General features: G+C 60.1%; 17 protein-coding genes. 14 read left to right on the top strand and 3 right to left on the bottom strand.

Annotation, left to right across the window (positions count from 1 at the left end):
- Positions 1-110: 110 nt before the first annotated feature.
- Together tuf and E3T61_RS07770 are read left to right on the top strand one after the other, a co-directional pair.
- Positions 111-1,304, top strand: coding sequence for an elongation factor Tu (gene tuf / locus E3T61_RS07775; protein ID WP_088457194.1), 1,194 nt, complete (start codon positions 111-113; stop codon positions 1,302-1,304).
- A 313-nt stretch (positions 1,305-1,617) separates the two neighbouring features.
- Positions 1,618-1,848 carry an antitoxin gene (locus E3T61_RS07770; RefSeq protein WP_134640301.1) on the top strand — a complete coding sequence of 77 codons (231 nt, stop codon included), beginning with the start codon at positions 1,618-1,620 and terminating at the stop codon, positions 1,846-1,848.
- A gap of 304 nt (positions 1,849-2,152) precedes the next feature.
- Here E3T61_RS07770 and E3T61_RS07765 read toward each other — a convergent pair whose 3' ends face one another.
- A complete protein-coding gene (locus E3T61_RS07765; RefSeq protein WP_134640300.1) occupies positions 2,153-3,352 on the bottom strand; it encodes a hypothetical protein in 1,200 nt (399 codons plus the stop codon).
- A 670-nt stretch (positions 3,353-4,022) separates the two neighbouring features.
- Between E3T61_RS07765 and E3T61_RS07760 the strand changes: the two genes are divergently transcribed.
- The 11 genes from E3T61_RS07760 to E3T61_RS07710 all read left to right on the top strand — a co-directional run bounded on the left by E3T61_RS07760 (position 4,023) and on the right by E3T61_RS07710 (position 17,939).
- Entirely contained in the window at positions 4,023-5,210 is a 1,188-nt protein-coding gene (locus E3T61_RS07760) for a DegT/DnrJ/EryC1/StrS family aminotransferase (protein ID WP_198418658.1), read from the top strand.
- On the top strand, positions 5,207-6,163 hold the full coding sequence (locus E3T61_RS07755) for a glycosyltransferase family 2 protein (RefSeq protein ID WP_134640299.1): 957 nt from the start codon (positions 5,207-5,209) through the stop codon (positions 6,161-6,163). Before E3T61_RS07760 ends, E3T61_RS07755 begins: the two co-directional genes overlap by 4 nt.
- Positions 6,144-6,551: a GtrA family protein gene (locus E3T61_RS07750; RefSeq protein WP_166793180.1), complete on the top strand. Its 408-nt coding sequence runs from the start codon at positions 6,144-6,146 to the stop codon at positions 6,549-6,551. Before E3T61_RS07755 ends, E3T61_RS07750 begins: the two co-directional genes overlap by 20 nt.
- On the top strand, positions 6,548-7,474 hold the full coding sequence (locus E3T61_RS22540; protein ID WP_134640297.1) for a WxcM-like domain-containing protein: 927 nt from the start codon (positions 6,548-6,550) through the stop codon (positions 7,472-7,474). Before E3T61_RS07750 ends, E3T61_RS22540 begins: the two co-directional genes overlap by 4 nt.
- A 335-nt stretch (positions 7,475-7,809) precedes the next feature.
- Positions 7,810-9,990, top strand: a complete 2,181-nt coding sequence (locus tag E3T61_RS07740) for a hypothetical protein (protein ID WP_134640296.1) — start codon at positions 7,810-7,812, stop codon at positions 9,988-9,990.
- Between the two features lie 520 nt (positions 9,991-10,510).
- Positions 10,511-12,667 (top strand): glycosyl hydrolase, encoded by a 2,157-nt coding sequence (locus E3T61_RS07735; RefSeq protein ID WP_134640295.1) that lies wholly within the window; start codon positions 10,511-10,513, stop codon positions 12,665-12,667.
- A 209-nt stretch (positions 12,668-12,876) separates the two neighbouring features.
- Positions 12,877-13,692 carry a glycosyltransferase gene (locus E3T61_RS07730; protein ID WP_134640294.1) on the top strand — a complete coding sequence of 272 codons (816 nt, stop codon included), beginning with the start codon at positions 12,877-12,879 and terminating at the stop codon, positions 13,690-13,692.
- Entirely contained in the window at positions 13,689-14,678 is a 990-nt protein-coding gene (locus E3T61_RS07725; protein ID WP_134640293.1) for a glycosyltransferase, read from the top strand. Before E3T61_RS07730 ends, E3T61_RS07725 begins: the two co-directional genes overlap by 4 nt.
- Entirely contained in the window at positions 14,675-15,592 is a 918-nt protein-coding gene (locus E3T61_RS07720) for a glycosyltransferase family 2 protein (RefSeq protein WP_166793178.1), read from the top strand. The genes E3T61_RS07725 and E3T61_RS07720 overlap by 4 nt, the downstream gene beginning before the upstream one ends.
- Entirely contained in the window at positions 15,589-16,926 is a 1,338-nt protein-coding gene (locus tag E3T61_RS07715; RefSeq protein ID WP_134640291.1) for a hypothetical protein, read from the top strand. The genes E3T61_RS07720 and E3T61_RS07715 overlap by 4 nt, the downstream gene beginning before the upstream one ends.
- Positions 16,923-17,939, top strand: a complete 1,017-nt coding sequence (locus tag E3T61_RS07710) for a glycosyltransferase family 2 protein (RefSeq protein WP_134640290.1) — start codon at positions 16,923-16,925, stop codon at positions 17,937-17,939. Before E3T61_RS07715 ends, E3T61_RS07710 begins: the two co-directional genes overlap by 4 nt.
- On the opposite strand, the gene E3T61_RS07705 is transcribed toward E3T61_RS07710, so the two are convergent.
- Together E3T61_RS07705 and E3T61_RS07700 are read right to left on the bottom strand one after the other, a co-directional pair.
- The gene (locus E3T61_RS07705) at positions 17,910-19,091 is read right to left on the bottom strand and encodes a polysaccharide biosynthesis protein (RefSeq protein ID WP_134640289.1); all 1,182 of its coding nucleotides are present in this window, start codon (positions 19,089-19,091) and stop codon (positions 17,910-17,912) included. The two genes, E3T61_RS07710 and E3T61_RS07705, sit on opposite strands and share 30 nt — an antisense overlap.
- A 77-nt stretch (positions 19,092-19,168) precedes the next feature.
- Positions 19,169-20,275 (bottom strand): hypothetical protein, encoded by a 1,107-nt coding sequence (locus E3T61_RS07700; RefSeq protein WP_134640288.1) that lies wholly within the window; start codon positions 20,273-20,275, stop codon positions 19,169-19,171.
- A gap of 196 nt (positions 20,276-20,471) precedes the next feature.
- Here E3T61_RS07700 and E3T61_RS07695 point away from each other — a divergent pair, with 196 nt between their 5' ends.
- Entirely contained in the window at positions 20,472-20,963 is a 492-nt protein-coding gene (locus E3T61_RS07695; protein WP_134640287.1) for a VanZ family protein, read from the top strand.
- The last annotated feature ends 11 nt before the right edge of the window (positions 20,964-20,974 follow it).

Raw genomic sequence — 20,974 nt, 5'->3', positions numbered from 1 at the left:
CCGAATCGCTTAGGCCTCCTGGCCCGAGTAACATAAGTACACAAATCCAGCAGTTCCACCGGGCGTAAACCAACGTCCGGTGGAGCCGAGAGTCCTGAGGAGGACCCACAGTGGCCAAGGCCAAGTTCGAGCGGACCAAGCCGCACGTAAACATCGGAACGATCGGTCACGTTGACCACGGAAAGACCACGCTGACGGCAGCGATCTCGAAGGTCCTCGCCGACACGTTCCCTTCCAAGACCAACGTTCAGCGCGACTTCGCGTCGATCGACTCCGCTCCCGAAGAGCGCCAGCGCGGCATCACGATCAACATCTCGCATGTTGAGTATGAGACCGAGAAGCGTCACTACGCACACGTTGACGCTCCGGGCCACGCTGACTACATCAAGAACATGATCACCGGTGCTGCTCAGATGGACGGCGCGATCCTCGTGGTTGCCGCTACTGACGGCCCGATGGCTCAGACCCGTGAGCACGTTCTTCTCGCCAAGCAGGTCGGCGTGCCGTCCCTGCTCGTCGCGCTGAACAAGTCCGACGCGGTCGACGACGAAGAGATCCTTGAGCTCGTTGAGCTCGAGGTTCGCGAACTGCTCTCCAGCCAGGGCTTCGATGGCGACAACGCCCCCGTCGTTCAGGTTTCCGCCCTCAAGGCGCTCGAGGGTGACCCCAAGTGGGTTGCAAAGATCCTCGAGCTCATGCAGGCAGTGGATGACTACTTCCCGGAGCCCGTCCGCGACAAGGACAAGCCCTTCCTGATGCCGATCGAGGACGTCTTCACGATCACCGGTCGTGGAACTGTCGTCACCGGCCGCGCCGAGCGTGGAACCCTCAAGATCAACTCCGAGGTCGAGGTTGTCGGCATCCGCCCGACGATCAAGACCACGGTTACTGGTATCGAGATGTTCCACAAGCAGCTCGACGAGGCATGGGCCGGCGAGAACTGTGGTCTTCTTCTCCGTGGCACCAAGCGCGAAGACGTTGAGCGCGGCCAGGTTGTCGTCAAGCCGGGTTCGGTTACGCCGCACACCGACTTCGAGGGCACCGCGTACATCCTGTCAAAGGATGAGGGTGGGCGTCACAACCCGTTCTACGCGAACTACCGCCCGCAGTTCTACTTCCGCACCACCGACGTCACCGGCGTCATCACGCTGCCCGAGGGCACCGAGATGGTCATGCCCGGCGACACGGTTGAAATGACCGTCGCGCTGATCCAGCCGATCGCCATGGAAGAGGGCCTCGGCTTCGCTATCCGTGAAGGTGGCCGCACCGTCGGCGCCGGAACCGTCATCAAGGTTCTCAAGTAATTCAGTAGGCCTGCTCACTCGCTGAGCTAGTCGACAACAACAGGGTCGGTCCTTCGGGACCGGCCCTTTTGTCGTCCCCGCCGCCGTTGGTCGTCCTCCGTTGGCCGAGCGCGTCCGCTGGTCGAGCTTGTCGAGACCCCGCACCCCGAACTACCCGTCGTGCCCCGTTTGCTTGCCGGGCGCGTCCGCTGGTCGAGCTTGTCGAGACCCCGCACCCCGACCCGCAGTTCGTGCCCCGTCCGCTGGTCGAGCTTGTCGAGACCCCGCACCCCGAACTACCCTCGTAACCACAGACTCAAGAGCGGAGACTCCCATGAACCTCAACGACATCACCCGCAAAGCCCAGGAATTCCTCAACTCCGAGAAGGGCGAGGAGATCTCCGACAAGGTCATCGACGGCGCAGCCGCAGCGGCCAATAAGGTCACCGGCAACAAGCACGCCGACAAGATTCAGGGTGCCCGCGACACCGCAGACAAGCGCCTCGGGCGTGACGACCGCAAGTCCGACCCCGACACGCGCGACACCGGGCCCGATGCCCACTAGCTACACGGCCCAGGCACTTTAGTTGCCGGCGGGACATGGACGTTGATCATGGAAGCGGGTTTGTCGTGCTCAAACGCCGCCTTGCGTCGCCGATGCGTTGGTCAATATGGAGCAGTTTGTTTGCCAATTTGCGCGCGAGTCACGGTGAAATCTTGGCCTGGCTTCGGTGCGGCTGGGATGCTCGGACTCACCTATCGGCGGACCCCATGGCCGCGTACTAATCGGCTCACCGCTTCGTCGTAGGCCACGACAGAGGGAGGTGCTGCACGGCCTTCACGAGGGGCGCGCTACGAAGAGATCAAAGTCAACGCGCGTCGAGCAAGACGGCGCAGGTGGCCTGGGTGGCATCGCCGGGAGCGGCTGGGTGTGACAGCCCCTTGTATCCGAAGAACGTAACAACCATCACCAGGATGACCGCAGCTACGATCCACCAGCGGCCGCGAGCCCACGCCTGACGAACGCTCACCATCGGAAGCGTAAGACACCCGACAACACCAATCAGAACCAGCTGCAGAGCGAACCGGCTCTCGGTGGCAGCGCCGACCAAAGTAACTATGGCGCTGAGGATGACAACTCCCAGTCCGGCCCAGTTTTGCCAGACGGTGGACGTCCACTTACCGCGGCTTGTGATTGCGAGTCTCAGGAGTGCCAGGAGTCCAATTACGGTGATGGCAGTCATCGTCAGGGAGAACAACTCATCTAATCCGGGGGCTGGAATCGAGTAGGGGGTAGACAGCGGCCACTGAAGGCTCGACGCAATCTTCTGCAAAGAAAAGATGACAGAGTTCGGCATGTTGCCGAGAAAAGTCGCAGAGAGCTGTCCGGTCGAGGTCGGGAGAGTAGTGCCAAACAGTTGGCTCGCCATCGCTGGCGAGCAGTAGAACTGCTGCGGTACAGCCGCACCAAGCAGGGTGTCATACCGCACGATGTAGGAGGCGTAGCCAGCCTGAAGCGCCACCAGACTCGATTGCAACGGAGGCCAGAGCGTCCACACGCCCGACAGGGACACGTTCACGACGAGCTGCGGCAGCAAGCCGATGACGACGCCTAGGGCATAGAAGACGCCCTTCCACCTCTTCCAGACCACAGACACCAAAGCGACGAGAACGGCCGCCACCAGAAATGCGGGCCGAAGGTTGAGTGCGAAACCCGACAAGATACCCGCAAACAGGATCAAGAGCAGACGGTCGGATCGGAGCAAGTAAAGGGCGCAGACAAACCCGATCACGGGATAGAGGTCAACGAGCGCATAAGGCGCAAAGCCAACGGTGACTATCCAAACCAGAAGGGCAGCCGTCCACCTCAACTGGGGCGTCAGCGGTTTCCAGTAGGAGACGAACTGCGGCACCATGAATGCGGCGAACCAGCCTAGGACCAGGGCATTCTGCAGAAGAATAGAGAACTGAGCTGACTGCGGGCCCAAGATGCTGCTCAACCCGGCAGCAGGTACGTACACAACCCCAGTGAGCGTGCCCCTAAAGTCCCAGAAGCTGATGTCAGCCATGGGCGCTGTCCCGAGGAGGCCGAGCGCCGCTCTCCAGTAGGTCTCCGCGTCATACACAATGGGCCCGATGCCGAGCATGAGAGTCGCGACTACGAATGCCCCAAGGACTGTGTACTGGTGCCGGGCTCTGCGGAGATGCTGAATCAAGTCAGAGCCGCCTGTGTCAGTCGCCTTCGCTTCCGACGGGGACGTAGCCGACCGTTGGCCTGTTGCTTGCTTGATTGTTTCGTTCCTGACTTCTCAGAGCGTTGAGAGGTGCACGCGTTGGCCCCGTCGCAGCAGGGAGACCCGATTTCCCGCAGGCGCGTGCGGGCGTCCCAGGGAATGAAGCAGATGCGAGCGCACACTAATCCGTCATGTCCAAGACGCAAGAAGGGAGCGGCGGCGCCGTACTGGGCGTAAGCCTACTGGGCTACTTGGCAAGGGCGGCCCTACGGCACGCGCCTGGGTACCTGCTGGATACGCGAGCCTATGCATTACGGACCCCCAAAGCTAGGGGTGGCACACAGAAGAAATGGGACCTCTCCAGCGCCCCAACCCGAAACGGGGCCGCTTCAGGGGCTGGTACCAATAAGCTGGCAATGATCAGGCTTAACTCTCGGTTCCGTAGGGCGCTAGAGTTCCGGGCAGGCACGAATCGATCACATCAAGTCGTTCGAGATCGGCGGGGATGCCGACGGCAGCGATTCAAGTAGCGAAAGAAAAGGTTCCCGAGCGGGGATCCAAAAATGCACAGGGGGACCATTTCATGGCACATTCGCTCGCGCCAACTGTCATTCCGATGAACGACCTGTCGCGCGGCATAAGCCGTGACCAAGGTGAGTTCACCCGTGTGTTCGATGAAGTGCTTGCATCTGGCTACGTGATCATGGGGCCTAAACACACCGCGCTGGAGCAAGACCTCGCGAAGTATCTCGGCGTCGCACATGCTGCTGGTGTCGCGTCTGGAACCGATGCCCTCGAACTCGCAATCAAGGCTGTGATGCCCGAGGGGCGCAACGTGGTCATTACGGCCGCTAACGCCGGCGGATACACGACCACTGCTGCTCGTCGAGCTGGCTATTCCGTTCGATACTCGGACGTTGACGCGACTTCCATGTGCCTAAGCGCGGCAACCGTGGGCGAACACCTCTCTACAGATGTGGGTGTCGTGGTAATCACGCACCTATACGGGAATCTCACCGATTTCTCCGAGCTTGTCGCGCTCTGTCATTCATTCGGCGTGAAAGTCGTCGAAGACTGCGCTCAAGCCATTGGAGCGCGCCTGAATGGCGTCGCGGCAGGATCGATCGGCGACATTGCGGCCACCAGCTTCTATCCGACAAAGAACCTGGGTGCCATCGGCGATGGAGGCGCTATCTTCACGAACAGCGACGCGTCGGCAGCGCTGGTGAAGGAACTGCGCCAATACGGTTGGTCCTCCAAGTATCGCGTTGCGCGCGCGGGGGGAACAAACTCCCGCCTTGATGAATTGCAGGCCGGATTCCTCGGGGTGCGGCTCCCTCTTCTTGACTCGCTCAATGAGCGCAGGCGCTCAATCGTGGCGTCCTATGTTGTCTCAGCTGAGGGAGGACCGTTGCAGGTCCTGCCCGCCGTCGGCGCACACCACGTAGCCCATCTTGCAGTCGCACGGACGGACCGTCGAGAGGAATTCCGCGCTGCGCTCAGTGAGCGTGGAGTCCAAACCGATGTGCATTTCCCGGTGCCGGATCACCTCCAGCCAGGTTTCGCTGCTCCTGCGCAATCGCTTCCGGTTACCGAGCGGCTTGCGGGCGAGGTCTTGTCGCTGCCTTGCTTCCCGGAGATGACCGATGACGAGGTCAATGCGGTGTGCTCTGCGATAGCCGCGCTGGCATGACGCCGTCGGCACGGTTTTCGATCGTCATTCCGGTTTACGGTAACGCCGGAAGCATTCGCCCCCTATTGGAACGACTGGAGGGAATCTCCGGAGTCCTAAAAAACGAGGTTGAAGCCGTGTTCGTGGTGGACGGTTCACCGGATGACTCCTTTGAGATCCTCGCTAGCCTGCTGCCTCGATACTCCGTACCTTCCCAGCTCATCCAGCATTCTCGAAACTTCGGCTCCTTCGCCGCCATCAGAACCGGCATGGCGCATGCCCGCGGCGACTTCATCGCCGTGATGGCAGCGGATCTGCAGGAGCCTCCGGAACTGGTTATCGACTTCTTCCGAGTTCTCGCGAACGGTGAGGCGGATGTGGCCGTTGGCCGAAGGGAAGGCCGAAACGATCCCGCGATCAGCAGCTGGTCTTCAGCGACCTTCTGGCGGCTGTATCGCCGCTGGGTATTCCCGAGCATGCCAGCGGGTGGAGTTGATATCTTCGCTTGCAGTCGTCCGGTCATGGAGGAAATCCTCGCGCTGGACGAATCCCATTCCAGTTTGGTCGGGCTGTTGTATTGGGTTGGTTTCCGACGAGCGGAAATCCCGTATGAACGCCAGGAGCGGGAGCACGGTAAGAGCGGGTGGTCCATCTCAAAAAAGATCAGGTACCTGCTCGACAGCGTCTTCTCTTTCACGGACCTTCCACTGACTTTGCTCATCGCCGTCGGGGCATTCGGTGGATTCCTGACGCTGGTGATTGGGCTTGTCGTTCTGATCGCGTATCTCGCTGGAGCCATTGCCGAGCCCGGATACACACCCCTGATGTTTGTAATGCTGTTCTCGACCTTCAGCATTCTTGTCGCGTTGGGCATCGTCGGAACTTACGTGTGGCGAACATTCGAGAACACCAAGCGCCGTCCACATGCCGTTACCTCTAGTCACTGGAGGTCATATGTCGATGCAAACGTCTGAGCCTTGGCACCACAGGCCCATTTTCAGGTTCTTGCTCGTCGGCGGAACCAACACGCTCATCACCTCGGCCATTGTGGTCGTTCTCAGTTTCGTCATGCCAGGGACGCTGGCCTTCACGATTGCTTTCGCGCTCGGTATCGTCTACTCGCTGCTGCTCACTGGGCGTTGGGTGTTCAAGTCTCAGCTGACGGCCGGTCGATCAGCAACATATGTGGGCGCTTACGCGGCGATATACCTTTGTGGGCTCGCCTTTGTCTGGGCGGTGGGCGCCGCAGGTGGGCCTCCTTGGGTGAACGGTGCCAGCGTTCTACTAACCGCGCCACTGAGTTTCGTGGCCGGCCGCTTCATCTTCCCCCGTTCTCAACCAAGTCAGGTAGACATCGCATGACCGCACCGTTCGTACATCCGCAGGGTATTTGCGAGTCCGAGAGCGTTGGCGCGGGCACCACAATCTGGGCATTTGCGCATGTGTTGCCGGGCGCGGTGATCGGCAGGAACGTGAATGTCAATGACCACGTCTTCGTCGAAAACGACGTTGTCATCGGTGACCGCGTAACGGTGAAATCCGGGGTTCAGCTATGGGACGGGATCGAACTACATGACGACGTGTTCGTCGGCCCGAACGCAACGTTCACCAATGACCGTTTTCCTCGGAGCAAACAATACCCGGGCGAATTTCCGCGCACGGTCGTGGAACGCGGCGCTTCAATCGGAGGTGGTGCCGTGATTCTTCCTGGAGTGCGCATCGGTCAGCGAGCCATGGTGGGAGCCGGCGCAGTCGTCACACGGGACGTTCCCCCGTTTGCGATCGTAGTTGGCAATCCAGCCAGAATCACGGGATACGCCGATGGGGCCGGCCGCCGCATGTCGAGCCTCGGCGCTCAGAATGTGGTGCGTCCTGATGCAACGTGGCAGACGCCTCTGATCGCATTGAAACAGGCGACCGATATGCGGGGCAGCTTGATGGTCGCTGAGTTCGGCACGGATCTTCCGTTCGTGCCGCGCCGGTTCTTCACTGTCTTCGACGTCCCTTCGATCGACGTACGCGGAGAGCATGCCCACAGAGTGTGTGAACAGTTCCTGGTATGTCTTTCTGGGTCGGTGCGTGCGATCATAGACGACGGTGTAACGCGGGAAGAATTCTTGCTTGACAGCCCGGATCACGGACTTCATATGCCGGCGATGACCTGGGGCACCCAGTACGCCTATTCCGCCGACGCCGTCTTAGCTGTATTCGCTTCCCACGCGTATGACGGAGGTGACTATATCCGCTCATACTCCGAGTTTCAGGTTCTGATCGCGGCTCAGTAGGTGGCCGACGTTGCCTCGCGTGAGCTGTCGCGCTCTGGAGCAATCCCGCTGAAGATCGTCATGCAACCGGCTGCCCCATTCGCCGCCAATGTGCTGGTGACCGCAACGTCCTGCGGCTCCGAGCCCTTCTCGTGTCATTCTCACCCTCGACGAGCTGTACTGGATAGTACGTCAGCGTCGCACGCAAACTCAAAATCGGCTCGATGCCGATCTATCTCTGAAACGCTTGGATCGTATGACGACGGCCTCCTTGGCATGAGATTTTTTGAAGCCGTGCACCGAAGGTACGTCCTTACATCTATCCAGCAGACCGGCAGTACGCAGAAGGAGTTTTCGTGAAATCCCTGATTCGATCTGAGGCCGCGGAGACCGATATTTCCACTTCGGTGACTGCACCACGGGGTGGCGAGAATCGAATTCTTCGTTGGATTCGAGTGCATCGCGAGGTGCGTCGGCTGTCGATTCTGTTCGCAATCATCGCGTCACTGGAGGCGATCGTATTCGGGAGGTTCTTCACCGGCGCTGCGATACCCCCTTGGGACTTCTTGGGCAGCTACAGCACTGGCGCTTTCGCCTGGTGGGAGAACGGAACCTTCTTCAATCCAAGCGAATGGGTTCCGAATTCGCTGGCGGGCTACCCGGCCGCACTGAGCATCCAGGACAGTTCGTGGTATCTGCCCGTCGGCGTAGCTGCGTTCTTCGGTCCGTTCACCTTGCAGGCCGCAGCCATTGTGGCGGCTCTCCACGTGGCACTGGGCAGCGTGGGTACATACGCATTGGTGCGATCATTGCGGTTGCCATTCGGCGTCGCTGCATTGGCTGGCGTCTCCGGGTTTTTCGCCGTTGGGTATCTGAGTAACGCCCAACACGTCGATATCGCGCGCGGATATGCGCTCGTTCCTTGGATTCTCTTGGTTATGTCGTCACGCTGGCCCTGGCGAAACGTTTGGGCGGTGCCGCTGGCCACTTTGATTTTGTGGCAAGCCGCCATCGGTATGTACCCAGGCATGCTCTTCAGCACCGTTTACGTCGGCATAGTTTGGGTCGTAGTCTCACAACTGGTCGAACGACCGGCGTTCCGCGCGTACCTCCTCCCGATGGCTCTCTCGGCTCTTGGCGCGATCCTTCTCTGCGCACCGAAGTTGGTTCCGTACTTTCTTCTCTCAAGCACGACGGTAGGTGCGCTGCCGGACGAGTCGAGATTCGATTTATCGCTAATCGGAACACTGCTCTTTGGATATGGTCACCTTGAGGGCCCGAACGAATTGACGATGAACAGCCTCTTCGTGCCGGCAACGGTTCTGGTACTAGCGTGCTTCGCCAATTTCAGGGATCGCGCATCCAAAGCCGCGCTCGCCATCGGAGTGCCCTCTCTAGTGCTCGGCATGCCCTTCTTCCCCTGGTTCCTTGCCGCGCAAACGCTCCCCGGCCTCGGTTTTAGTCGTTTCGGTATGAGTGACTTCAAGGTTTTCATCGTGTTGGCGAGTGTTCTGCTTGCTGCCTCAGGCGCAAACAGATTGGCCTGTGGAGTTCCTCTCCCTGTCAGAGCATTCTGGACACGGTTCGGTGTGGCAGTTGGGATTGCCATCGCGCTGTTTTCTCTGCGCAAGGAAGGAGCGTTCACTCGGCTGGACTGGTTGCCGGGCTTCGTGGTTCTTCTAGTGGTGCTTGTCGCAGTAGCGATGTGGCGTCTAAGGGGGAAAGGCCGCCGGCCGGCTGCGTTCCTCACTGGGATGCTCGCCCTTACTGTGGTCTCAGGATGCGTCTGGGCGTTCACAACGACGGTTCCTTGGAGTACGCCTAGAACCGCGACCGAGCGTGCAACCTATGGTGCGACGGTCGACGAACTTTTGGCGCTGCGCCCATCTGCTGGTGTCGTCGTTCAGCGCCCGGCCCGAATTAGCTTGCCCGAAGAGTTCGACGCTGGCGTGCTATTTAGTCCTGCTTGGAACGGCAACTACTACGCCGAAAGGGATGCAATAGGTGGATACGTGAACATCAAAAGCTCTGAGACATCCACGCAAATCGCCACAGCTCTCTTAGACCCTGCCACTGGGAAATCTGTTGCCGCCTTCATGGCAGCGCCGGGGCTCGTTCTTTCTGGAAATGTCACGCCAGCATCCATGGGCGCTTGTGCGCGTGCTGCGGAATGCGGCCCAGCAGATACAACACCCATCACCTATACGCCTGGAGACCTAACTTATCGGGTGTCTAGTCCAACTTCGACCGCGGCCGTCCTCAACGAGGCTTACTACCCGGGTTGGATTGTCACCGCATGCGCTGAAGATGATTGTGCGGTTCTTGAAGCAGACCGCAGCGTCAGCGGACTGATCCAGACGATGTTGCCGGCGGGCGACTATGATCTTCGGGTCGAGTACAAGGAGAGGGGCCGTGCCGAGGGCTGGTTGATCTTCGCGGCTGGCCTCATTGTGGCGGCGGTTGGGGGATCCCTGCAATATTTCCGAGACGGTTCGAATCGACGGAAGATTCGGAAAGCCGCGACCACCACTGAGTAGAAGGAACCTGCGTCTCCGCATTGGGTCCTAAATCATCTTCCTCCGGTGGACCACGTTCGTGGATTGGTTTTACGTTCTCGGGATGGGAATTGTGACCTCTACGCGTTTCGCGGAGGAATCAATTCCCACATCGTTTTCGGCACAAGCTGGGGATCCTGGCTGTGGGATTCTGGTCTGCTCCCCGTGGCCCGCTTGCGCTCCGTGGGTCAGATACTACCCAACCTCCTTGACTCCAGCTGGGTTGGTTCTCGGGCTGAGCGGTCTGAACAAGTGGAGGGCTCTCGGCGCGCCATAGCCAGAGTCGCACTCTCGCGCGAGAGTAGGATCACTGGGCTTGGGCGTTTTCGCTGGCTTCGGTCTAGCAATTGCACCGGTCAATTGGGCAATACCGGGGCGTCGACGGAGGCTTACTGTGCGTGGCCTAGGCTAGAACCGCAGGGGCTCACATGGGGGAGCGATCAGCTGGTTCCGATATCTCGGCAACCACCGCACTTACGCCCGTTTAGGGGAGCCTTAATCGATGATGACCGAGAAGTCAGCCACGCCTCGACGCCCGAAAGTTCCATCGTTGAAGCGTCGCACGTGGTGGATAGTCGGCATCGCCGCGGCCCTGGTCGTGGCGCTCGGCGCAGTTGTGATTGCGCAACCTTGGGCGTCGACAGAGACAGCGCGTGTGGATTACCCCGCAAAGCCCGTCCCCGCTCCAGTGGCAGCGCCCGCAATCGAGCAACTGCCTGCCTCCGATGACTTTGACTGGTGGACCCCGCTCACGCCATCGGATAGCGCTGAGTTCCTTGGCTCTTCCACGGCCCAGGGTGGCCAGTCTGCCTTAGAAATCCGCAGTGCTGGCCCTCAGTCTGAGTCTGATCCGCCCAGACTGCAGCAATCGATCAGCGTCGAACGCGGCGGCAATTACACACTTTCGTTTTGGGCTAAGGGCACGGACGTCGGTGAGAACGCGATTCAGGTGCGTCTCGGCCCCTCGGTGGGGCATACGACCTTCGTGTCACTCCCCGCAGGCACGTATGACTGGACCCAGATGTCGCTTGACTACGTCTCTCCAACGGACAGCGCGAAGATGAACATCATGGTCACTGCGGTCGGCCAGGCGGGCTCCGCCCTTGTTGATTCCTTCGTGGCGACCGGCAACGGCAGTGCGGTTGCGCAGATCATGAATTCGGATCTGGAATCTCATTCAGGTCAGGTTGCCCTCGCAAACAAGTCGCTCATGCTTGCGCAAGGAGAAGCCCGATTGAGTGTTGGCTCGCGGCAGTTTCCTACCGGTGACATCACTTGGTCGATTGTTGATGAGCTCGGTGCGGCCGTGGCCGACGGCACCCAGAAGTTGAAGGACCATTACACCTCCATTGACTTGACTGAGCTGCCGCTCGGGTTCTACCAACTCAATTTGACCGCAGCTCTCGAGAGCGGACCACAAGATCGGTCCACGACTTTCGGAGTAATCGAACCCTATGAGGGCGTCGCCTCATCCTCTGCGTTTGGCACCCACCTTCATTTCCACGGCGGTGAGAAACGCATCGACAACCTCATTGGAACTCTCGCGGACATCGGGGTCGGGCACGTTCGCGCGGACGTCGGCTGGTGGGCGACCGAAAGCGCACCTGGTGTCTACGACTACGAGGCCGTGATCGAAAATGCGATGGAGGAGTACGCGAAGGCCGGCATCGAGGCGCTACAGCTGCCGGTGTACTCCAACCCGCTCTATGACGACGGTCTCACACCGAGCACTCCGGAGGGCCTTCAGGCCTACGCGAACTTCACAAACGACCTTCTGAACAAGTTTCCAAACGTGGGCAAAGATGTAGAGGTTTACAACGAGTTCGACCACACCTTTAATAACGGAGTCTGCGGCCCCACCCCTGAGTGCTACATGGACATGTTGTCGGTCACGTCCGACTACGTGAAATCCGTGGATCCCGAGACCACCGTGGTGGGCCCGGGGAATGCCGGAATGGGCTTTAAGCTCGAATGGCTGCAGAAGTTCTTCGACCTGGGCGGTCTGAACTACGTCGACGCAGTGAGCGCACACCCGTATGTCCAGCCCGGGGCCCCTGAGAAACTGGCCGCGGACCTCGACACGATTCAGCAGATGATCTTGACCGCCAACAATGGTGAGTCCAAGCCGATCTGGTTGACAGAAATGGGATGGGCTACCAAGGAAGGCTGGGTTAGCGACCAGAGCCAGGCGGATTATCTCGTTCGAGTCATGGCTTTGTCTTTTGGTCACGGTGTTGAACGCTTCTACTCCTACGAAGCTGCCGACTCAAGCCTGATGGACGGCGACATCGAATCGAACTTCGGACTGTTCGAGGCGTCCACATCGTTCGTGCCGACTGCCTTCGTGCCCAAGCTGGCTGCGGTGGGGCAGGCGCAAATCGCCCAGCAGCTGCAGGGCAAGAAGTTCACCGTCCAGGAAGACGCCGGAGAGAACGTCAGCTCCTACGTATTCGGCGAGAAGAAGGATGCCACGCGTGTGATTTGGACGACGGCCGAAAGCTCGACCGTCACATTGGCGAGCAAGAAGCCGGTCACGGTGACTTCCTTGGACGGCGGAAGCACTGTCGTTGACTCGGTCAAGGGCATGGTGACCCTAGAACTAACGGGGACTCCCGTCTACGTAGCGGGGTCCATCAACTTGGCGGCTGCTGCGGGCTAGACCAGATAGAGCGCCTAGCTTCCGCGTCCCAAAGTAAATAGCTGCTGATCAGGCCCCCGTGCCGCGGGCGAATTGGAATCCGACCATCCGCTACGATACAAAACGGGGAGTCTCCAGTTCTGCGGGGCAGTTATAGTGCGCGCGCGACCCTCGCTGCGATCCTCGTCTGCGGTCGCCCGTAGTTTCCCGACACTTGGAGTTCGAATTCCGTGAATACCCGCTGGACCCTGATCACCGTCACCTGGAACAGCGCAGAGACCCTGCGCAGGTTTTGGGGCACCCGACCTCCAGAAAACGTGCAGTGGATTGTGGTCGACAACGCGTCAACAGATTCAAGCGTCGGAACGGCAGAGTCGCTGGGAGCAGCCTCCGTCATAGCGTTGGAAAAGAACATTGGATTTGGCGCGGCCAACAACCGCGCTCTTGCCTTGGCCACGGGGGAGTACATCGCCTTCGTGAATCCCGACGTGTCGGTTGAGTACGACGACCTTGATGGACTCGCGCGAATGATCGACGTTCGCGGTGGTCTGGTCGCCCCTCAACTTGTAAATCCGGATGGAAGTCTTCAAGCCAATGGGCGGGGCATGCCGACTCTCTCGAACAAGATCAGGAATCGCACTCGCACTACCCCTGGCATCGAGGATTCCTACAACATCTACGCGTCATCCGGCGAGGCACGTTACGTCGTATGGGTGATGGGCGCAGTTGTAGCCGGCAGCGCACAGACGATTCAGGCCCTCAAAGGATGGAACGAGAAATTCTTCCTCTATTACGAGGACAGCGAGATCGGGGTTCGTGCATGGCGCGAGGGATACACCGTAGTTCTTGACGGGGCCTTCCGCTGGGTGCACGGCTGGGCTCGGGAAACAAAGACCTTCCGGTTGCGGCCGTGGATGCGCGAAATCGCGTCGATGACTCGCTTCTATAGCCTCTTCCCGGAGTTCCTCTGGAGAAAAGGCAAGATCGCGTCCCGACACGGCAGCGCTCATCAGAAGGTCGGCCGGGTTTTGGCGGAGATATCATGACTGCTGTCCGATTCGTGCCAACGCCAACGAGCCTCATCTTCACTGTGCTCAACGAGGAACTCGCAATGGCCGAGTTCCTGAAGAGCATCCATGCTCTGTCCGAGAAACCACAGGAGATCGTGGTTGTGGACGGCGGTTCAAGCGACGCCACTGTAGAAATTATTCGGAGGTGGACACCGCCTGAGGGCGTGCGGGTTCAAGTCGTGGTGACGCCGGGTGCGAATATCTCTGCCGGACGAAACCAGGCGATCGAGATGGCCTCTAACCCCATCATCGCGGTTTCCGATGCGGGAGCGACACTAGACCAGCGCTGGTTGGAGCGACTCGTCCGACCGTTCAGCGGCACTGCCGACGTCGCAAGCGGATTCTTCGTATCGTCTGGTGCGAGCTTTTGGGAGCGCGCCATCGGTGCCGTGATCACGCCCGCGCTGTCTGAAGTGGACGGCGAGTCCTTTCTGCCGTCGAGCCGTTCGATTGCTTTTCGCAAGTCTGTTTGGGACGAAGCCGGGGGGTACCCGGAATGGCTGGACTACTGCGAGGACCTGCTGTTTGATCTTCAACTCAAGAAGGACGGCGCCGTTTTCGTCTTCGTGCCGGACGCGATCGCATCGTGGAACGCTAGACCAAGTCTGAGGGCATTCGCGAAGCAGTATTACCGCTACGCGCGCGGTGACGGGAAATCCGGACTTTGGCGGCGACGGCATGTGGCGCGCTATGGTGCGTACACACTGGGCCTGGCACTGGTGGCCGCAGCCTGGCTGAGCCCATGGTTCCTTGCAGTCCTGCTCGGCGGGGTTGCGGCTTACCTTGCCAAGTTCCTTCGACGGGTTGTGAGGGCTCGCCATTCACTAGGCAGTGAAACCGCCAGAGTCTTCCTGCTGGTGCCGGTAATCGTTGTGACGGGAGACATCGCCAAAATGGCGGGTTACCCGGCCGGTTTGTCCTGGCGTTCGCGAAACGAGCAGCTGTGGCAGGTCAACGCGTGAGCACCCCAAACGATCAAGCGCTGTCCTGCATAGTTGTGCACTTCCAGAGCCCTGCCACCCTCTCGGCGACGTTGGCTGCGCTTCGCGCCGCCGGCGTGGTGAGCGCCAGCACCGTAGTGGTGGACAACAGCGTGTCTGATGAAGCGAGCGAGTCTGCACGAACAATCGCAGAACGCGCTGGTTGCCTCTTTCTTCGTGTCGACAATCGTGGTTACGCAGCCGCAGCGAACTCCGGATTGCAGTTCTTGACGTCACAGGGCCTGCGCGAGGAGCTGCTACTGCTGTCGACCCATGAGTCGCTACCCGAGCCCGACGCTGTCGAAAAACTGACGGCGGCCTTCCGGAGCGATCCGGCCATCGCAGTCGCAGGCCCGTTGCTCTTCAACAGCGAGACCGTCGGTTCGAAGATCTGGTCTGGCGGCGGTCGATTGTCGGCGGTTCTCAAACGGCCTCGTCACCACACCGGGAAGCTCAGCGATGACGGTGCACCCGTTGACCGGACCTGGCTAGATGGTGCATTCACCCTGTATGAAACCGCTGTCCTCGAGCAACAGAGACTCGACGAATCGTATTTCCTCTACTTTGAGGAGACCGATTTGCACGTTCGTCTCGCGCGGTTGGGCCGCCGGGTTGTGATTGTTCCTGGAGCGCATGCGTCTCAGAGCTCGAACGGCATTCCACCACGGCTCCTGGGACGCAACCTCTTTCTGTTTCAAGTGAAGCTGTTCTCTCCCTGGCGCGGGAGGCTGGCGGTCTGCTTCGAAGTAGGCCGATCACTCGTCAGGAAGCTACTAACCAGGCGCGGCCGGTGGGGGGACTCAGTCAGCATCGTCAGCGGTTGGCTGGAAGGCGAGAGAAACATTCGCACGAGCCCCGACAGTGAGGCGTCAGCACCAGCAAGCAGGGCCCAATGAACGCGGGGACCACCGCCAAGACACTGCGGATATCGTCAGCTGTCCTGATCTCCGCGCTCATCTTCTTCCCGTCTATCCTGGGTGAGATTGCGAGCGTCCGGCTTTGGGCGATCGGCATCGGCTTGGTGGCCCTCGCCATCGAGACGGCCTTGAGTAAACGCAGTATTCGCGCTCGGGTGCTCACCGTGGCTTGTGCCGCTGTCGCAACCGCCACACTCCTCACTGTGATCGAACTCATGGCCGCCCACCTGGGCGCCCGAGCGTTTGCGGTCAACGGGGAACACCTGCTAGTCCTCCTCCCGCTCTTCGCAGCGACGGGAGCTCAGATCATGAGAAGTGGGATGGGGCGGACATACCTGACCGTGGGAATCACCGCAGCTGCTCTCGTCGCTCTACTCGCTTTGGTTGAGTTTGCCGGCGACTTCTCGGTTCTCGGCAGGGAGTACATGTTCCTGACGAGTCAGCGAGAAGGCCCAACCCGGGCACTGGTCGGCTCGGAGCATGTACTAGTGCTCGGTGCAACATTGGCAGCATTCGTCCCCCTGACATCCATGATTCGTCGTGCGCCCCTCCGGCTCACCGCTGGTGCGGTCATCCTGCTGGGCACATGGGCTTCTGGTAGTCGAGTTCCCGCAGCTATCGCAACCCTCGTCTTCCTCGTGCAGTCGGTTCCTGTCGTGAAAAGCTTCGTGGTGCGAAATACCCGCTATCTGATCCTGCTGGCAGCGTTCGCAATCGCGGCCCTCGCCATCTGTGCGGCGTTCGTCTGGAGCCCTTACATCGGAGGCGAGTCAGGGCTTGACTTCAGCGCCAACTACCGCTTCGCGAGCTATGCGGTACTGCCACAGGTTCTCTTGACGCTGCCACTTGGTTATCTCCTCGTCGGGGCCCCCGACGGAGCGTGGGTAGTCGGGTCCGCATCTCGGGGCCAGGTGGATCTCGGGATGTCAGCTGACTCTGAGCTCTTGTACGCAGCATTCACCCTCGGGTGGGTGGGCGTCCTCCTATACCTGATTGTTTTGTTCGGAAGCTTGAGAACGCTGCAAGAGAACTTTGCCGTTGGGGCCGCGGCGAGTTCAGTCGCTGTGATGGGCTTCAGTCTCGCCCTCCACGGCTGGGACGGAATGAGCAACCTGTGGTACCTCCTCATCGGCGCCTGCGCCTACCTCTTGGGCCGCCAGCACCTAGCGCGTCGTGCTCGACCGCCACAACACCGACACCGGCATGGGACGTCGATCCCCGGCCAGGGAGCGGTCGATACGCCCCGTACCGGCCAGCCCCTGAACGGCGTCACACTGGCTAACCCAAAGCGTTGGTCGAGAGGAACAAAATGACAGCTGAGGCCAAGAAACGAGTTGCCGTCGTCGTACCCAATTGGAACGGCCGGGAGATGCTGGGCGAATGCTTGGACTCCTTACTGGCCCAGTCCCATCCCCTCACCGTCATCGTTGTGGAGAACGGGTCCAGAGACGGGTCCTGGGAGTATCTGACCGAGACATATCCCCAAGTCACCGTTATCCCGCACTCCACCAACCTCGGCTTCGCTGGCGGAGTGAATTCAGGGATTCGCCTCGCGATAGCAGATGGCTTTGAGTTCGTGGGCCTGTTCAACAATGATGCCGTTGCCGCTGAGGACTGGCTCGCCGAACTGGTCACAGCTGCCGATTCGAACTCAACCGTGGGAATGGTCACGGCCAAGTTCCTCAGCATCGATGGGCACCATTTGGATAGCACCGGTGATTTCTACAGTTCCTGGGGGATCCCGTTCGCGCGCGGTCGGGGGGAGGTCGCGTCTTCGAAGTATGACGACGACACCGCTGTATTCAGCGCATCCGGAGGAGCGAGCCTATATCGCATCTCGATGCTCAGGCAGATCGGCTTATTCGATGAGGACTTCTTCGCATATTTCGAGGACGTAGACCTGAGCTTTCGCGCTCAGCTCGCTGGATGGAGCGTGGAATACGTTCCAGGTTCCATGGCTTTCCATCGGATCAGCGCAACCAGCGGAAGGGTCAAGGGCTTCGCGATTCATCAGACCATCAAGAACCTTCCCTGGGTCCTCTGGAAGAACCTGCCAATCGAGCTCTTCCCGGCCGTCTTCCCAAGGTTCTGCGTTGCGTACGTCTCCATGATCTTTGGAGCGGTGACACGGGGCGATAGCAGGGGCGCGGCAGGCGCCGTTGGCCGGTCGATCCTGTTGCTTCCCAAGAAGCTTCGGCAGAGGTCGGCTATTCAGCGGTCTAGTGTTGTGTCCGCCGCGCACATCAAAGAACTGATGTTGTGGGACATACCACCAACGGCCGAGCGACTGCGAGGCTTACGCGACCGGCTCGTGCGAAGGCGCTGACTCGACCCGAGCGCGCTGGCTGCGGTAGATGGCCAGCGCGCCGAGCTGGATTGCGGTGACGACGAACTCGGCGCTTGCCACCGCCACAGCAGCGCCCAGCGCGCCATGCTGGCTGGCACCAAACAGGATGCCAGGCACGCCGACCAAAGCGCCAGCCACGGTGCTCGCGAAGACAGCCTTGTTGAGATCTAGCGGGGTGAGGACTAGGCGACCTAGCGCCGAGTTGACTGAAAGCCAGAAGTAGGCCAGGCCGAAGCAGGCCATCACGGGCCCTCCGACCGCGAGCTCTGGACTAAACAGGAGCGCGCTAAACCATGGCCCGATCAGCGCCAGTCCAAGACCACCTGCGAGCCCGAGCGCGACATTCAGGTATACGGCGGAGCGCATCCGCTTCTTGCTGACGTCGGCATCCTCGTGTTCAGAAACCCACCCCTGGAAAGCGTTTCCGCTGATGGCAATAGCCTGGGTCCCGAGGCGATACAGTTTGTCACCCGAGACGAACTCGGTAGAAGCCCTGAGAGGGGTGACGGCCGTTACCAGGCTGACGGTAATGCTCGTGTAGGCCCCGGATGTCAATACGGTCAAAGCCGGCAGAATGTTGGATTTGAACTGCCCGAAGATGAATCGGAGTGGGTAGCTCCTCAAAGTATCGCGCGACAGAACGCGCAAGCTGAACCACACGTACCCCAACAGCGTCGAGACGATCAGCAAGATGGGATACCACCTCAGGTCCTGCGTCACCAGGAGTGCTAGAAATGCGGTCAGAGTCGAGACCAGCCGCGGAATTGCTTCGAAGACAACCATCGAACGAGGGGTGCCCGACCCGACCCAGAACCAGGCTGGAGAAAAGCCCGCCAGGCTCGCAGCCAACGCCATACCGACACTCAACTGAATGTGGCCCGCGGGGGAGAGCGCAGCGCTGACTACGACTGCAAGCGGGATTGCCACTACTGCCACAGCTGATCGCTGTACAAGGCTGATCCAGTATTGGCCGGTCGCCTCCAGCGGCGATTTCCCGGCTACGCGTTTCGGGCCGATGAGGGTCCAGCCGAAGACTATGAGGATTGCGGCGAACCCACCCACTGACTGGCCAATCGCCAGGCTGACCCAACCCTCCGCCCCGCCGTACCTGGCGAGCAGCGGCAGAAGCATGAACGACGAGAGGATAGAGAGCAATGGGACCACGGTGAACCCAGAGATTCTCCTGTAGATCCCCGATCGGGGGGCGGTCACGAGTCGGTTTCGAGCTGTGCAGCCTGACCGAGCGGCATCAGGTCCGCCGAGCTGTCGGAGTAGAACTGGCCCTGCACAAACGCCCGCTGCACTTCGGCGAAGAAGACTTCCTTTTCTCGCAGTAGCGAGGAGCGGTACTCATTCTGGGTGTCTAGGTGCGACTGGGGCTCTGCCAGGATCCGGTCCAGCAGGGCGACTGTGCCTTCGAGAAACTGCGGATCTGTGGGGTGGACTTTGTGTTGCCAAGGAAGAGGGACGTCCTGGGTGAATGCACCAGCACCGCGTCGAGCGACTATGGTCACCGCTCCAAGAAAGGCCGCTTCGCGAGGCATGCGGTCCTTCCCTGGATGCTGTCCGAGATCCATATATATCGCTGTTGAAGCGAGCGACGTGTAGACGTCATCAGCTGTCATATTGATCAGCGGCCGCCATTCAATGCCGCGGCTCTTGGCGATTACTCGCTCGGTAAGTTCTGAACCCTTCTTTGGGTTGAAGGCCACCGTACGGCCCCTGTCCGTGGTACCAGTAGAACGAAATCCTTCGATTCGAAAAAGGGGGGTGTAGTCGCTGATCAGGGTTGGGACCACATTGAGCTGGGAGTACAGGAAGGCCCAGGCATAGTGCGATTGCACGAGGTGGAGAGTGCTGTGTACGAGGTTGCGACGAGGCCGCAAAGAGATCGCGATGTCCTTGAGCCGTTGACGTGTGGTGACGTTGTGCTCGTTGCCCAGCCCAGCCTTGTCGTCGGACCGCGACCGAGTGATGCGAAAGACAGGTGAGTAGTCGATGCTCAGCCACCAGCACATTCGCTGTGCCTGGGTGAATTCACGGAGCAGGTCGATCCACACCTCTGGCACGATCACGGCGTTGCCTGGAGAGTCGATCGCTTTCAGCGCCTCCGGTGCGTCGTAAACCTCATAGTCGCGCACGCGCGGGGTGTCTTCTGTTCCCATGAACGGAACCAGGAATGCCTGCTGGCCGCTCTTGCGAAGGGCGTCCACGAGCTGGTGGAGCGCTTCGGGGCCTCCGGTGCGGAGTCCTCGTGGGTAGAAAACGTAGACGGTGTCGAATACGCCCGTGGACGCGAGAGTCGGCTTGTGCATAGAGAAAATCCCCCAAAGTAGTGCAACGGTTGATTCTAGTTGATCGTCTTCCCGTCGCTGTGTGTCGTGCACGAGTCGTGCGCCCGTGTGTGGGCAACCGGCGAGCCTCGTCTGGCAGAGTAGGAGGCCACCTGCTTGACAGCAGGCTCACGCGATACGTGGCGGGTTTGGCGGAACGGCCCCGAGAGGAATTCACTTGACTACCCAGGCACCACCCAAGAGCCGGGCGCGCATGGCCATCGGCGGCGTCTTGCTCGCGGCGTACGTCGTCGTCGTTCTCCTCGCCACCCTGTGGCCCACCCCTCTGGACCAGGGGTATAGCGCGGCCATTCAGAAGGTCTTGGACGTCGTTCACCGCAATGGCGTGCCGGAGTGGTTCGGTTACAACAAGCTTGAATTCTCGGCCAATGTGGCGATGTTCGTGCCCCTCGGGTTCTTGTCGGCGCTACTGCTCCCAGCCCGTGTCTGGTGGTTAGCGCTGGTCATGTGTCCCGCGCTTTCAATCGTGATCGAAATTACCCAGGCCGTCTTCTTAGCGGCCCGGTTTGCCACGTTGACTGACGTGATTTCTAATTCAATCGGCGCCGTGATCGGTATTCTGATCGCCGTCCTGCTGCGGTCCGCCGTGTACGAACGGGATCAGAAAGTGATCGCGAGGGCGCTCTGGCAGAACGGCCTTGCGAGTTGAGGCCGTCAGGC

Source organism: Cryobacterium lactosi (assembly GCF_004403945.1).
GTDB classification, from domain to species: Bacteria; Actinomycetota; Actinomycetes; order Actinomycetales; family Microbacteriaceae; genus Cryobacterium; species Cryobacterium lactosi.
Note: the sequence above shows the minus strand (reverse complement) of the source record. Positions and strands in the feature narration are given on the sequence as shown.